A 14,220-nucleotide genomic window follows, 5' to 3' on the forward strand; every position below is an offset into this window, starting at 1 on the left:
GCCGTGTCCCACAGCACGGTGCCTCGCAGCAGGGCCGAGGCCGAAGACAGTACGGGGAAGACCCCGGTGGCGTCCGGCTCCGCCGGAACCGGGAAGAAGACGAAGGCCGGGAAGCTCGGCCTGGGCGTCAGGTTCAGGCGCGACCGCGTCCTGATCCTGATGACGCTGCCCGCGGTCCTGCTGCTCCTGGTCTTCAACTACCTGCCGATCCTCGGCAACATCGTCGCCTTCCAGGACTACGACCCGTACGTCAGCGACAACGGCATCGTGTCCATGCTGCACAGCGCCTGGGTGGGCCTGGAGAACTTCCAGCAGATCTTCGCGGACTCGGCGTTCTGGAACGCGGTGAAGAACACCCTGGTGCTGTTCTTCCTCCAGCTCGTGCTCTTCTTCCCGATCCCGATCGCTCTGGCACTGCTGATCAACAGCGTGGTCCGACCCCGGGTACGGGCGCTCTCACAGGCGATCCTGTATCTCCCGCACTTCTTCTCGTGGGTGCTGGTCATCTCCGTCTTCCAGCAGATCTTCGGTGGCGCGGGCCTGCTGTCGCAGCTGCTGCGGCAGCACGGCTACGACGGCCTCGACATCATGAGCGACCCGTCGACCTTCAAGTTCCTGGTCACGGCGGAGAGCGTCTGGAAGGACGCGGGCTGGGGGATCATCGTCTTCCTGGCGGCGCTCGCGTCCGTGAGCCCCGACCTCTACGAGGCGGCGGCGATGGACGGCGCCGGCCGCTGGCGCCGGATGTGGCACGTCACGCTCCCCGCGCTGCGCCCGGTGATAGCCCTGCTGCTCGTCCTCCGGGTGGGCGACGCGCTGACCGTGGGCTTCGAACAGATCCTCCTCCAACGGGACGCCGTGGGACCGGGGGCGGCGGAGGTCCTCGACACCTTCGTGTGGTGGAACGGCGTACGCAACCAGGACTTCGGCTACGCGGCCGCCGCCGGGCTGATCAAGGGCGTGGTCAGCCTTGGACTGGTACTCGCCGCGAACAAGGTGGCCCATCTCATGGGCGAGCAGGGGGTGTACAAGAAATGACCGCCGTCATCGACAAGCCGCCCGTACGGGAACCGTCCCGCTGGGCCGCCCCGCCGCGCCCGGTGTGGGAGGAGGAGCCCAGCAGGGCCGGCGTCGCCGGCAAGGGCCTGGTCCTGACCCTGGCCTGCCTCGGCATCCTCTTCCCGCTCTGGATCGTGGTCGTCACCAGCCTGTCCTCGCGCAGGACGATCGACGAGGCGGGCGGGCTGGTGATGATCCCCAAGGGCATCACGTTCGTCGCGTACAAGGAGCTGCTGAGCGGCGGGCAGGTCACCCGGGCCTCGGTGATCAGCGTTCTGATCACCCTCGTCGGCACGCTCTTCTCGATGACCGTGTCGGTGCTGTGCGCCTACGGTCTCTCCCGCATCGGCTCGCTCGGCCACCGCTGGTTCCTGATGCTGCTGCTCGCGACCATGTTCTTCAGCGCGGGCCTGATCCCGACGTACCTCCTGGTCCAGTCCCTGGGCCTGACCGACAGTTATCTCGCCCTGATCCTGCCGAGCGCGGTGAGCGTCTTCAACATCCTCGTCCTGCGCGGGTTCTTCATGGGCATTTCGCAGGAACTGATCGACAGCGCGCGCATCGACGGCGCGGGCGACTTCCGGATCCTCTGGCAGATCGTGATGCCGCTCTCGCGAGCGGTGCTCGCGGTGATCACGCTGTTCTACGCCGTCGGGTACTGGAGTGCCTGGTTCAACGCGTCCCTGTACCTGAACGACCAGGACATGATGCCGTTGCAGAACGTCATGATCCAGCTGGTGCAGAAGCAGCAGGCGCCGGTGGGGCTGGGGCAGGCGATCAAGACCGGGGAGTTGTCCGGGCTGGCCGTGCAGATGGCGGTCATGGTGATGGCGTTGTTGCCGGTGGCTGTGCTTTCGCCGTTCGTGCAGCGGCATTTCAAGAAGGGCATGTTGACCGGAGCGGTCAAGGGCTGACCGACGCCCAGTGAAGTGGGGGCTGGCGGACCCACGGCGGCCACGGGTTCGTTGTGGCCGGTCGCGCAGTTCCCCGCGCCCCTAGGTAGGTATCCCTGCTCCCTTTCACATTGCGAGGTATGTGTCATGTTCGCGTCCGGGCTTAGTCGTCGTGCCGTTCTGGCCGGGACCGCGGCTGCGGCCGCGATCACGACGCTTCCGCCCCTCCAAGAGCGCGCCGAGGCCGCCGCCACCCCCACCTACCGCTGGCGCAACGCCGTAATCGGCGGCACCGGATTCATCACCGGCGTGCTCTTTCACCCCTCCGTGCGCGGGCTCGCCTACGCCCGGACCGACATCGGTGGCGCCTACCGGTGGGACGACCGGGAGGCTCGCTGGACCCCGCTCATCGACCACATCGGGTGGGACGACTGGAACCTCCTCGGGGTCGAGGCGATCGCCGTCGATCCCGTGCACCCGGAGCGGCTCTACCTCGCCCTCGGCACCTATGCCCAGTCCTGGGCCGGCAACGGAGCCGTGCTGCGGTCCGACGACCGTGGTGCCACCTGGACGCGGACCGACCTCGCCGTCAAGCTCGGGGCCAATGAGGACGGACGCGGCGCGGGGGAGCGGCTGCTCGTCGACCCGCGTGACAGTGACACCCTCTGGCTCGGCACCAGACATGACGGGCTCCTCAAGTCCACCGACCGGGGCGCCACTTGGGCAGCCGTCAGTGGCTTTCCGGGCAGCCCGAGTGCCGGCGGGCAGGGTGTCGTCTTCCTGGTCACCGTCGGGCGTGCCGTCTATGCCGGGTGGGGGGACGGCGGCGGTACCGGCGCCAACCTGTTCCGGACCGTCGACGGGAGCACCTGGGAAGCCGTTCCCGGGCAGCCCGCCGGCGCCTCCGCCGAGGTGCCGATCCGCGCCGCGTACGACTGCCTCACGCGTGAGCTGTACGTGACGTACGCCGACGCGCCCGGGCCCAACGGGCAGTCGACCGGCAGTGTGCACAAGCTGGCCGTCGGGAAGGGGAAGTGGACCGAGGTCACTCCCGTGAAGCCGGGCGCTACGACCGGTGAAGGGTCCGCCGACAACTTCGGGTACGGCGGGGTCGCCGTCGACGCCCGTCGCCCCGGCACCGTCGTCGTCTCCACCAACAACCGGTGGGCCGACGTGGACACGCTCTACCGGACCACCGACGGCGGCCGCACCTGGACGTCCCTCAAGAACGCCGCTGTCTTCGACGTGTCCGAGACTCCTTACCTCAAGTGGGGCGCCGACAAGCCGAAGTTCGGGTGGTGGATCCAGGCCGTCGCCGTCGATCCCTTCGACTCGAAGCACGTCGTGTACGGGACCGGCGCGACGCTCTACGGCACCCGGGACCTCACCCACTGGGCCCCGCAGATCCGGGGCCTGGAGGAGACGTCCGTGGTGCAGCTGGTGTCGCCCCCGGTCGGGGAGGCGCACCTGCTGAGCGGGTCCAGGGACATCGGGACCATGTACCACGAGCGGCTCTCGGCCTCGCCCGCCGGCGGCATGGCGACGAACCCCGTGTTCGGGTCGGCGACGGGACTCGCGCAGGCCGCGGGCAGGCCGGCGTACGTCGTGCGCACCGGGTGGGGCGACAACGGCAACGGGGCGTACTCGAACGACGGTGGCCGGACCTGGGCGCCCTTCGAGGCCCAGCCCTCCATCGCCCACGACGCGCCGGGGCCGATCGCCACCAACGCCGACGGCAGCGTGCTGCTGTGGTCCTTCGTGCACTGGGACGGGACGAAGTACCCCGCCCACCGGTCGGACGACAACGGCACCACCTGGACCCAGATCTCCTCCTTCCCGAAGGGCGCCACGCCGGTCGCCGACCCGGCCGATCCGACGCTCTTCTACGCGTACGACACCGATATGGGAAAAGTACTCGCCAGCACTGACAGTGGCCTCACCTTCACCGAGCGTGCGAGTGGGCTGCCGTCGGGGGACAGTCAGTTCAAGCTGGTCGCGGCGCCGGGGCGCTCCGGTGACCTGTGGTTGAGCGCCAAGTGGAACGGGCTGTACCGGTCCACCGACGGCGGGGCCTCCTTCGCGAAGGTCGACAGCTGCTGGGCCTCGTACACCCTGGGCTTCGGTAAGGCGGCCGAGGGGGCCGACTGTCCGGCGATCTATCAGGTCGGTTCGACGGAGGCCATCACCGCCGTCTACCGCTCCGACGACGGTGCGAAGAGCTGGGTGCGGATCAACGACGACCGGCACCAGTGGGGATACATCGGCGAGGTCATCGTCGGTGATCCGCGGATCTACGGCCGGGTCTATCTCGCGACCAACGGGCGCGGGGTCCAGTACGGGGAGCCCGTCTGATGCCCGGCGCCGAGGGCCCCACTCTCGCCGACGCCACCCGGGGCCGCATCCTCTTCGGCGGCGACTACAACCCCGAGCAGTGGCCCGAGGCGACCTGGCACGAGGACGTCCGGCTGATGAAGGACGCCGGCGTCAACTCCGTCACCCTCGGCGTCTTCTCCTGGGCGAAGCTCGAACCCCGGCCGGGGGAGCGGGAGTTCGGCTGGCTCGACATGCTCATGGACCTGATGCACGCCAACGGCATCGGCGTCGTCCTCGCCACCCCGACCTCCTCGCCCCCGCCCTGGCTGGGCCGGCTGCACCCCGAGACCCTGCCCCGTGACGAGGACGGCCGCACCGAGTGGTGGGGCGGCCGACAGCACTTCTCGCACTCCAGTGCCGTGTACCGGCAGTACGCCGCCGCGATCACGGAGGACCTCGCCGCCCGGTACGGCGGCCACCCCGCCCTCGCCATGTGGCACATCAACAACGAGTACTGCACCTACGACTGGGGCGACGAGGCCGCCGCACGCTTCAGACGCTGGCTTCAGGACAGGTACGGCACCCTTGACGCCCTCAACTCCGCCTGGGGGACGGCCTTCTGGAGCCAGGGCTACGGCGACTGGGCGGAGGTCCAGACCCCGCGCCACGCCCACTACCTGAAGAACCCCGGCCAGGTGCTGGACTTCAAGCGGTTCACCTCCGACATGCTCCTGGAGTGTTACGTCGCCGAACGTGACATCGTCCGGCGGCACACCCCGGACCGCATCCCCGTCACCACCAACTTCATGCCGCTGTGGGCCGGTCAGGACGCCTGGCGGTGGTCTGCGGAGGAGGACGTCGTCTCCGTCGACCTGTACCCCGACCCGCGCGATCCCCTCGGCGCCCAACACGGCGCCCTCGTCCAGGACATGACCCGCTCGCAGGCCCGCGGCCCCTGGATGCTGATGGAGCAGGCGGCCGGCCCCGTCAACTGGCGGGGCGTCAACCACCCCAAGCCCCGCGGCCTCAACCGCCTCTGGTCCCTCCAGGCCGTCGCCCGTGGCGCCGACGCCGTCTGCTACTTCCAGTGGCGGCAGTCCCGGCAGGGCGCGGAGAAGTTCCACTCCGGAATGGTCGGCCACGCGGGGGAGGAGGGCCGCACCTTCCAGGAGGTCAAGCAGCTCGGCGCCGAACTCGCGAGGATCGCCGCTGATGTGACGGGACGTCATACGGACAGTGACATCGCCGTCCTCCACGACTGGCACTCCTGGTGGGCCGGCGCCCACGAGGGCCGGCTCTCCACCCGGGTCGACTACACCGACGTACTGACCGCCTGGCACCGCGCCCTCTGGCAGGCCCATCTCGCCACCGACTTCGCCCACCCCGAACACGACCTGAGCGCCTACAAGTTGGTCGTCGTCCCCCAGCTCTACGCCCTCACGGACGCGGCGGTCGACAACCTCCTCGCCTACGTCCGCGACGGCGGCACCCTCGTCTGCGGCTTCCTCACCGGCATCGCGGACCAGGACGACCGCGTCCGGACCGGCGGCATGGACGCCCGGCTGCGTGAGCTGTTCGGCATCCGCACACTCCACGAATGGTGGCCGCTGGACGAGGGGGAGGTGGTCGAGACCGACGGCTTCCGCGGGACCCTGTGGTCGGAGGAGCTCGACAGGGCCGAGGACGGCTCGGCGGAAGTCACCTACAAGGGCGGGGAGTTGGACGGGCTGCCCGCCGTGCTGCGCAAGGGCCGCGCCTGGTACGTCTCCACGCTCCCCGAACCGCACGCCCTGCGCACGCTGCTCGCCCAGGTCGCGGACGGTGCCGGCGTCCGGCCCGTGCTGCACGGACTGCCCGACCGGGTCGAGGCGGTCCGCCGCGGCGACCTGCTCTTCGTGCTCAACCACGGGCGCGAGTCGGTCACCGTGGAGCTGCCCGGCAGCCACCGCGACCTGCTGACGGGGGTGACCGTCGAGGGCGAGGTCACGCTCGGCCGCTACGGCGTGGTGGTGTTGCGCCCATGAACCAGATCCACGGCACCTGGGAACCCCGCCCCGCCGCCCGCTGGGAGGACGGCTTCCTGAGCGGCAACGGCCGGCACGGCGCCCTTGTGTTCGGCGACCCGAACGACGAGCGGGTCGTCGTCACCCACCACACCCTCGTCCGCCCCAACGGCGGCGAGACCGCCCGCCCGCCCCGACTCGCCGCCCAACTCCCGCTCCTCCAGGACGAGTTGCTCGCAGGCGAACTGCACGCGGCCGAGGCCTTCACCGACGGCCGCGACCTCCAGTGGGTGCAACCCTTCCATCCCGCCTTCCAGGTACGGCTGCGCAGAGCCGCCGGCGACGAGGCTCGCGGCTACCGTCGATCCGTCGACTTCACCACCGGCGTGGTGGCGGCCGAGTGCGAGGGCCGGCGCAGCCGCGTCTTCGTGTCCCGTGCGGACGACGTGATCGTCCAGCACATCACCGGCGGCGACCTGGACATCGCCCTCGACCCACGCCTCCCGGGCGCACCCATCGACCTCGCCGTCGGCGACGGCACCGTGCTCACCCCCGAGGGCGCCCTGCTCACCCTGCGCGTCCGCTATCCCGGCAGCGAGACGGCGTACACCGGACTGACGCTGGTGGTGGCCGGCGGCGGCCGTACGGCGCTCACACCCCCAGGGGTACGGGTCACCGGCGCGGAGCCGGTGCTCCTGCTGTCCCGCGTCCTGCGCCACACCGGCGAGCTGGACACCGCGCCCCACGCCCGCGCCCTGGGCGACCTGCTGCCGGAGACGCCCCCGGCCACGGAATCGCCGGACGGATCGCACGCCCCGCCGGCCCCCGACCCGTACACCCTCCTCCTCGCCCGCCACACCCCCCTCCACCGCACCGCCTACCAACGCGTCACCCTCGACCTGGCCGCCGACCCCGCCGAACGCGCCCTCCCCGGCTCGGAGTTGCTCACCCACCCCGACAGCCCCGCCCTCCTGGAGCGCCTCTTCGCCGCCGGCCGCTACCACCTGCTCTCCGCGAGCGGCCTCAACCCGCCCCGCCTCACCGGCCTCTGGACCGGCGACTGGGACACCGCCTGGTCCGGCGCCTTCACCAACGACGCCAACGTCAACCTCCAGACCGCGTCGGCGGCGGCCGCCGGCCTGCCCGAAGTGACCGCGGCCCACGCCTCCCTGATCAACCGTCAGCTCGACGACTGGGCCGAGAACGCCCGCACCGTCTTCGGCTGCCGCGGTGTCGTCGCCCCCGCCCACACCGACGGCGAGTCCGGGCTGACGTACCACTTCAGCCGCGAATACCCGCTGCACCTGTGGACGGCCGGCGCCGACTGGCTGCTGAAACCCCTCGTCGACCATGACGAGACCGAGGGGACCAGAGACCCGCGCACGGCCGCCGCACTCGCCCAAGTCGCCCTGTTCTACGAGGACTTCCTCGACCGGCTCGACCAGGACGGCCACCTCGTCGTCGTCCCCTCCTACTCGCCCGAGAACCGTCCGGCGAACGCCAGTTGGGGCGCGATCAACGCGGCCATGGACCTGTCGGCCGCCCGGCACGCGCTGCTCACGGCCGCCGAGTACCACCCGGAGCAGGCGGATCGCTGGCGCGCCCTCGCCGAGCGGCTCCCCCCGCACCGGATCAACGCCGACGGCGCCCTCGCCGAATGGGCCTGGCCGGGCCTCGACGACGCCTACGACCACCGTCACCTCAGCCACCTCTACGGGGTGTGGCCGCTGGACGAGATCAACCCGTACGACACCCCGGAGCTCGCGGCCGCCGCCCACCGCGCCCTCGAACTGCGCGGCGCCGAGAACGACTCCGCCCACGGCCATCTGCACCACGCCCTGGTCGCCGCCCGGCTCCGCGACGGCGAACGGGTCGCGCACGCCCTCGGCCAGGTCCTCCACGGAGACTTCTTCCACGCCTCCCTCATGAGCGCCCACTACCCGCACCTCGACGTCTACAACGCGGACGCGGCGCACACCCTGCCGGCCGTGATCGTCGAGTCCCTCGTCCAGTCCACCCCGGACCGCCTGGTCCTGCTGCCCGCGCTCCCGACCGCCTACCCGAACGGCCGACTCCTCGGCATCCGCACCCGGTTCGGGGCCGAACTCGACCTCACCTGGAGCCCGCACGAAGCGATCGCGGTGATCCGCCCCACCCGGACCCACCGCGTCGAACTCCGGACTTCCTCCGGCGCGCGACCGCTCGACCTCGTCGCCGGAGAAGACCACGTCCTCACCCTGGGGACGTGGTAATCCCCGCAATTCACCCCCGCAACTCCCCCCACCCATGGAAGGGACACCATGGCAACAAGCACGCTGAAGAAGCGGATCACAACGCGGATCACCATGGCGATCGTCGCCCCCGCCCTCGCGCTCGGCGCCACCGTAGGTCTCGCCTCCGCCCCCGCCTCGGCCGCCGTCTGGAGCTCCTGCGACCAGTGGGGCAACACCACCCTGAACGGCTACACGCTCTACAACAACATCTGGGGCTCCGGCGCCGGCAGCCAGTGCATCTGGGCCAACTCCGGCACCAACTGGGGCGTTTGGGCCGACCACCCCAACACCGGCGGCATCAAGTCCTACCCCAACGCCAAGAAGGTGATCAACAAGTCGATCACCTCGCTGGGTTCGCTCTCCAGCAGCTACAACGTGACCGTCCCGTCGTCCGGCGCGTACAACACCTCGTACGACATCTGGGACACCAACTACGACTACGAGATCATGCTCTGGGTCAACAAGACCGGAGCGGTCGGCCCGCTGGGCACCTCCCAGGGCACCCTCACGCTCGGCGGCCACACCTGGACCGTCTACAAGGGCAACAACGGCGCCAACGACGTCTTCTCCTTCGTCCGCACCTCGAACTCGTCCTCGGGCACGATCAACGTCCTCCCGATCCTCAAGTGGATCAAGGACACCAAGGGCTGGTTCGGCAACGTGACGATAGGAGACCTCCAGTTCGGCTTCGAGGTCACCTCGTCGTCCGGCGGCCTGAACTTCACGGTCAACAGCGAGAGCGTCACCAGTAGTTGACCGGTCGGTGGCCGGGGTGGGGTTACATGGACCCCATGCGTATTCCCACCCCCCACCGCATGCTCCTGATCACCGCCGCCACGCTGCTCGCGCTACCGAGCACCGCGGCGGCGGCCTCCACGCCCCACGCCAACGCCCTCCAGCCGGTGGCCGAACTCGCCGCCGAACGCCTGGCCACGGCGGATCTCGTCGCCGCGGCCAAGTGGGGCACGGACAGCCCCATCGACGACCCGGCCCGCGAGCAGGTGGTCCTGGACACCGTCGCAGCCCAGGCCCAGCAGATCGGCGCCGACCCCGACGAGATCCGCCACGTCTTCCGCGACCAGATCGAGGCGAACAAGCAGGTCCAACGAGGTCTGTACGCCGAGTGGACGGCCCACCCCGACAAGGCCCCCACCACCAAGCCCGACCTGAACGTCGTTCGCCAGACCATCAACCGCATCAACGCGGACCTGGTCCAGTCCCTGGCCGACACGACCCCTCAGCGCACGGCCGCGACATGCCAACCCGAACTCGCCGTGGCGGTGATCGAGGTCCACCACGAAATGCACTCGGACCTGCTCCACACACGAGCACTGATCCGCGCCCTGCCTTCTGTATGCCGGGGCTGAAGCGCCCTTAAGGGGCGCGGGACTGTATCCATTTGCGGCTCCGCCGCGCGGGCGCGACCAGCCACACTCCACCCGCACCCGGCCGCCGACCTACCGCGCCCCTTCCCGAACCGGCAACAACACCCCGTCCCGCAAGAACAACGGAATCCGATCCAACGGCGCATCAACAGTCACCGCCGCACCCCCCGCATACGTCCGCCCGGTCCACGCATCCGTCCACGTCGCCCCAGCCGGAAGATAAGCAGTCCGAGCCGTCGCGCCCGCGACCAGCACCGGCGCGACCAACAGGTCCCGCCCGAACAGATACGAGTCGTCGACCCCCCAAGCCCCCGCGTCCTCCGGAAACTCCAGGAACAGCGGCCGCATCACCGGCAGCCCCTCCTCATGCGCCTCCCGCATGACCTCCAGCACATAAGGCCGAAGCCGCTCCCGCAACCGCAGGTACCGCTCCAGGATCGCCCCGGCCTCGTCCCCGTACGACCACACCTCGTTCGGACCGCCGGTCATGTCCGGCCCCAGCGGCATCCCCGGATCCCGGAACCCGTGCAGCCGCATCAACGGCGACAACGCCCCGAACTGGAACCACCGCACCATCACCTCGCGGTACGCCGGATCGTCCGGATCCCCGCCGTGGAAACCGCCGATGTCCGTGTTCCACCAAGGGATCCCGGACATCGCGGTGTTGAGCCCGGCCGCGATCTGCCGCCGCAGCGTCGCGAAGTCCGTGCCGATGTCCCCGGACCACAGCGCGGCGCCATAGCGCTGACTACCCGCCCAGGCCGACCGGTTGAGGGTGATGACCTCTTCCCCCTCGGCGCGCAACCCCTCATGGAACGTACGGGAGTTCTCGGCCGGATAGCTGTTCCCGACCTCCAGCCCCGGCCCCGCCCAGTACCGCAGGTTCTCCTGGAACCCCGGCTTCAGCTCCGGCTCGCACGCGTCCAGCCAGAACGCCGTGATGCCGTACGGCAGCAGGTAGTTGTCCCGCACCTTCGACCACACGAACTCCCGCGCGTCCGGATTCGTCGCGTCGTAGAACGCCACCTGGACGGTCGACGCGACCCCCTTGTCCGGCCAGTCCGCGTGCGCCATGGGCCCGTACTGCGTGCCGATGAAGTACCCGCGCTGCTCCATCACCGGATGGTTCTCGCTCAGCGGCGACACCGACGGCCAGACGCTGACCACCAACTTGATGCCCAGCTCGGCCAGTTCACGGACCATCGCGCCCGGGTCGGGCCACTCGGCCGGATCGAACTTCCACTCACCCAGATGCGTCCAGTGGAAGAAGTCGCAGACGATCGCCGAGATCGGCAGCCCCCGCCGCTTGTACTCCCGTGCCACACCGAGGAGTTCGTCCTGGGTCCGGTATCGCAGCTTGCACTGCCAGAAGCCCGCCGCCCACTCCGGCAGCATCGGCGTCCGCCCCGTCACCGCGCTGTAGCGCCGCTGACCGTCGGCCGGACTCCCCGCCGTGATCCAGTAGTCGATCTGCCGGGCCGAGTCGGCGACCCACCGGGTGCCGTTCCCCGCCAACTCCACCCGCCCGATCGCCGGGTTGTTCCACAGCAGCGTGTAGCCGCGACTCGACGACAGCACCGGAATGCCGACCTCGGCATTGCGCTGCACCAGATCGAGGACGAGCCCCTTCTGGTCGAAGCGCCCGTGCTGGTGCTGCCCCAGCCCGTACAGCTGCTCGTCCTCGTAGGCGGCGAACCGCTGCTCCAGCCGGTGATATCCGTTGCCGACGGCCGTGTAGAGCCGCGGCCCCGGCCACCAGAAGTGCGCGCGCTCCTCGGCCAGCACCTCACTGCGATCGTCGGTGCGCAGGAAGCGGATCAGACCCTCGGCGCTGACCTCCACCGTCAGCGCCCCGACCGTCAACTGCCCTTCCCCGTCACCCACTTTGACGCTGCTCTCGGTGACCGGCGGCGCGTCGAGCAGCGCGCCCGGCAGCCCGTCCAGGATCGGACCGCCGAGCCGCGCCCGGACCCGGACCGCGTCCGGCCCCCACGGCTCGATCCGCAGCGTCTCCTGACGACCGCTCCACTCCAGCGCCCCGTCCCGCTCCCGGAACGTGCCGACCGTGGGCGACGACTGCGCGAGGCTTACCTGGGTCTGGTTTTCGGCAGGCTGATTCACGAAGGGTGCTCCCGAAGACATGAGGGTGCCCCGCGGGGCACACGAAGAGCGGGGTCAGAAAGAGCGAAGAGCAGGGGCAGGGGCAGGAAGAGCGAAGAGCAGGGTCAGGAAATGCGGGTGGGGGCCGGCCCCGTGCTCGTCCGCACCGTCAACTCCGGCGCGATCAGCATGACTTCGTCACTCCCGCGGCCGTCGAGCTTGGCGACCAGATGCTCCACGGCGTGCCGGCCCATCTCCTGCGCGGGGATGGCCACGGACGTCAGCCGCACCGAGGCCTGCACGGCGACCTGGTCCGGACAGATCGCGACCACGGACACGTCCTCCGGGACGGCCCGGCCCTGCTGCCGCAGCAGCGCGAGCAGCGGCTCCACCGCCGACTCGTTCTGCACGACGAACCCGGACGTCCCCGGACGCTCGTCGAGGATGCGGGCGAGCGTGACGGCCATCGCGTCGTACCCGCCCTCGCACGGCCGGTGCAGCAGCCGTACCCCCAACTCCTGGGCGCGCGACCGGAGTCCGTCGAGTGTGCGCTCGGCGAAGCCGGTGTGCCGCTCGTAGACGGCGGGCGCCTCGCCGATGACAGCGATGTCGCGGTGGCCCAGCATCGCCAGGTGCTCCACGCACAGTGCGCCGGTGGCCCGGAAGTCAAGGTCCACGCAGGTGAGGCCGGTTGTGTCGGCCGGCAGCCCGATGAGCACGGACGGCTGGTCTGTGCCGCGCAGCAACGGCAGCCGCTCGTCGTCGAGTTCGACGTCCATCAGGATCATCGCGTCCGCGAGCCCGCTGCCGGTGACCCGGCGCACCGCGTCGGGACCCTCCTCGCCGGTCAGCAGCAGGACGTCGTAACCATGGGTCCGGGCCGTGGTGGCGACCGCGATGGCGATCTCCATCATCACCGGCACGTACATGTCGGTGCGCAGCGGGACCATCAACGCGATGATGTTCGACCTGCTGCTGGCCAGCGCCCGCGCGCCCGCGTTCGGGTGGTAGCCCAGCTCGCGGATGCTCTGCTCGACCCGCAGCCGGGTGGTCGCGGAGATCGACCGCTTGCCGCTGAGGACATAGCTCACCGTGCTCGCCGAGACTCCGGCGTGCTGGGCGACCTCGGCGAGGGTGACCATCCAGCTCTCCCAGCGGTGTGAAGCGCTTCGACAGTGCGCGTTGCGTACAGGGGCGGGTGTGAGGGTGGTTCGACACTAGCTCTGGCGGGCGTGGGTGTCCATAGGTTGTCGAAGCGCTTCGACAGTATTTCTCCTACGACGGTCTCGGCGCCGTGGGGGGCAACCTATCGGCGGGTCGGCGGCCACTGAGAGGTCGTAGAGGAACCGTCCCCCGGAAGGACCCCCGATGCAACACCGCAGACCGCGCCTGTCCAAGAAGCGGAAGACCCTGCTGGCCTCCGTGGTCGCCCTCGCGGCCGCCGCCGGCGTGACCGTGGCGCAGGCCGGCGAGACCGACAAGAAGTGCACCGCCTTCGACACGATCACGCTCGGCAAGTACTACGTGAACAACAACCTGTGGAACGAGGGGAAGTACACCGGCACCCAGTGCGTCTGGGCCAACTCCCAGTCGGGCTCGACCGTTTCCTGGGGGACGTCCTACAGCCTGGCCAACAGCGCCACCGGCAAGGACTACGACGTGAAGTCGTACGCCTCCACCGTGCTCGGCTGGCACTGGGGCTGGAAGGTCGACAAGGCGACGACCGGGCTGCCGATCCGGGTCGGCGACCGCAAGAAGGTGACGACCACCTGGGACTTCTCGCTCCCCGCCACCCCGGGCACCATGAACGTCTCGTACGACCTGTGGCTGCACGCCAAGAACAACGCCGACTGGCAGGACCAGCCCACCGACGAGATCATGGTCTGGCTCAACCGGCAGGGCGGCGCGGGCCCGCTCGGCACCAAGTACGGCAGCGTCAGCCTCGACGGCGCGATGTGGGACATCTACCAGGGGAACATCGGCTGGAACGTCTACTCCTTCGTCCGCCGCACCAACACCACCAAGGCGACCCTGAACCTGGACGACTTCACCCAGGCACTCGTCCGGCGCAAGCTGCTCAGCAACGACAAGTACGTCTCCGGAATCGAGTCCGGCACCGAGGTTTTCAAGGGAACCGGCCGCCTGGACACGAACGCGTACTCCGTCAACATCGGCTGAACGGCTGCGCGAAGGG

10 protein-coding genes are annotated in these 14,220 nt (G+C 69.9%); 8 read left to right on the plus strand and 2 right to left on the minus strand.

What is annotated here, in order from left to right:
- Positions 1-3 precede the first annotated feature (3 nt).
- The 7 genes from ACQEWB_RS35510 to ACQEWB_RS35540 all read left to right on the plus strand — a co-directional run bounded on the left by ACQEWB_RS35510 (position 4) and on the right by ACQEWB_RS35540 (position 9,908).
- Positions 4-1,038: an ABC transporter permease gene (locus ACQEWB_RS35510; protein WP_432838403.1), complete on the plus strand. Its 1,035-nt coding sequence runs from the start codon at positions 4-6 to the stop codon at positions 1,036-1,038.
- Positions 1,035-1,973 carry a carbohydrate ABC transporter permease gene (locus ACQEWB_RS35515; RefSeq protein ID WP_432838405.1) on the plus strand — a complete coding sequence of 313 codons (939 nt, stop codon included), beginning with the start codon at positions 1,035-1,037 and terminating at the stop codon, positions 1,971-1,973. The genes ACQEWB_RS35510 and ACQEWB_RS35515 overlap by 4 nt, the downstream gene beginning before the upstream one ends.
- Positions 1,974-2,099: 126 nt before the next feature.
- Positions 2,100-4,304 carry a 1,4-beta-glucanase gene (locus ACQEWB_RS35520; protein WP_432838407.1) on the plus strand — a complete coding sequence of 735 codons (2,205 nt, stop codon included), beginning with the start codon at positions 2,100-2,102 and terminating at the stop codon, positions 4,302-4,304.
- Positions 4,304-6,289, plus strand: a complete 1,986-nt coding sequence (locus ACQEWB_RS35525; protein WP_432838409.1) for a beta-galactosidase — start codon at positions 4,304-4,306, stop codon at positions 6,287-6,289. Before ACQEWB_RS35520 ends, ACQEWB_RS35525 begins: the two co-directional genes overlap by 1 nt.
- Positions 6,286-8,520, plus strand: coding sequence for a glycosyl hydrolase family 95 catalytic domain-containing protein (locus ACQEWB_RS35530; protein ID WP_432838412.1), 2,235 nt, complete (start codon positions 6,286-6,288; stop codon positions 8,518-8,520). The genes ACQEWB_RS35525 and ACQEWB_RS35530 overlap by 4 nt, the downstream gene beginning before the upstream one ends.
- Before the next feature lie 48 nt (positions 8,521-8,568).
- Positions 8,569-9,297, plus strand: a complete 729-nt coding sequence (locus tag ACQEWB_RS35535) for a glycoside hydrolase family 12 protein (RefSeq protein ID WP_432838414.1) — start codon at positions 8,569-8,571, stop codon at positions 9,295-9,297.
- A gap of 35 nt (positions 9,298-9,332) precedes the next feature.
- Positions 9,333-9,908, plus strand: coding sequence for a chorismate mutase (locus tag ACQEWB_RS35540; protein WP_432838416.1), 576 nt, complete (start codon positions 9,333-9,335; stop codon positions 9,906-9,908).
- 90 nt (positions 9,909-9,998) lie between these two features.
- Here ACQEWB_RS35540 and ACQEWB_RS35545 read toward each other — a convergent pair whose 3' ends face one another.
- Both ACQEWB_RS35545 and ACQEWB_RS35550 read right to left on the minus strand, forming a co-directional pair.
- The gene (locus ACQEWB_RS35545; protein WP_432838418.1) at positions 9,999-12,047 is read right to left on the minus strand and encodes a glycoside hydrolase family 31 protein; all 2,049 of its coding nucleotides are present in this window, start codon (positions 12,045-12,047) and stop codon (positions 9,999-10,001) included.
- Positions 12,048-12,151: 104 nt separating this feature from the next.
- Positions 12,152-13,168: a LacI family DNA-binding transcriptional regulator gene (locus ACQEWB_RS35550; protein ID WP_432838420.1), complete on the minus strand. Its 1,017-nt coding sequence runs from the start codon at positions 13,166-13,168 to the stop codon at positions 12,152-12,154.
- A gap of 226 nt (positions 13,169-13,394) precedes the next feature.
- On the opposite strand from ACQEWB_RS35550, the gene ACQEWB_RS35555 reads away from it, so the two are divergent.
- Positions 13,395-14,204 (plus strand): GH12 family glycosyl hydrolase domain-containing protein, encoded by an 810-nt coding sequence (locus tag ACQEWB_RS35555; protein ID WP_432838422.1) that lies wholly within the window; start codon positions 13,395-13,397, stop codon positions 14,202-14,204.
- Positions 14,205-14,220 lie beyond the last annotated feature (16 nt).

It is taken from the genome of Streptomyces sp. CA-249302 (assembly GCF_050936785.1).
In the GTDB taxonomy this organism is placed as follows: domain Bacteria; phylum Actinomycetota; class Actinomycetes; order Streptomycetales; family Streptomycetaceae; genus Streptomyces.